This is a genomic window from Cupriavidus sp. 21MJTG02-4, assembly GCF_057798975.1.
Genome location: NZ_JBYOJP010000059.1, coordinates 1 through 781 on the forward strand (window position 1 = coordinate 1; position 781 = coordinate 781).

A 781-nucleotide genomic window follows, 5' to 3' on the forward strand; every position below is an offset into this window, starting at 1 on the left:
CGCAATTCTCGCAGCACGGTGTCAGCACTGGTGCGCAAGCCCAAGGCGTCGGCAAGCCGGGCTGCTGCCTCACCACCGAGGGCGTGGCCCAGCGCCTGCAACGCCCGAGCCTGCGATCGCGTACGACGTTGATACCGATCGGCCAAGGCGTGGATGTTCTCGGCAAACGTACGACGAGGGCAGTTGGCGTTCATACACTTGAAGCGACGTACCTCTATAGCGAGAACGACCCGCTGCTCGAGCATTGGACGTTCTTCCAGCTTGCGCACATAGCGGCCGTGGAGTCGGTGACTCCAACGATGGCAGGCCGGGCACGGTGCCCTGCGAACTGTACTGCGGGCTTCGACAGTAATGGTCTCCCCTTGCACTTCGCTGGAGACGAAGCGCTTGCCCACACGGGCGAGAATACGTTCGATCCCACCGAGAACTTGCCTCATGGTAACGATCAACGTACGGCCAAACCGGCGGGAAATCAAGCCCTCGACTCGGCCGTCACACAAAGTGCGGGAGACCCATCTTTACTACTTTTCGCTCTGACTATGCGGTTTCGCTCTGGTTGATCAAAAGGAGCATTCGCGCGAAACATGCCTAAATAGGGCTGCAATCACAGCCGAGGACCGAATACGAGGTGGCCTTGCCGCAGAGTGAGAGTAGTCGAGCAGGGGACACGATTTCTCCGAACTGCAGTAGATGGAATGGTCGCCTCCCGCCCCGGCCTATCGGCGACCGTGGACGGCCCAGTCTGCCAGACATGAGCTCCCATGTGTGTCACAGTGGCGAT

General features: G+C 60.1%; 1 protein-coding gene. It reads right to left on the reverse strand.

What is annotated here, in order from left to right; all coding sequences use genetic code 11:
* Positions 1-437, reverse strand: a 437-nt coding sequence (locus tag AC3FKH_RS34480; protein WP_488680164.1) for a transposase family protein, incomplete at its 3' end; no start/stop codon positions are given.
* Positions 438-781: the final 344 nt, after the last annotated feature.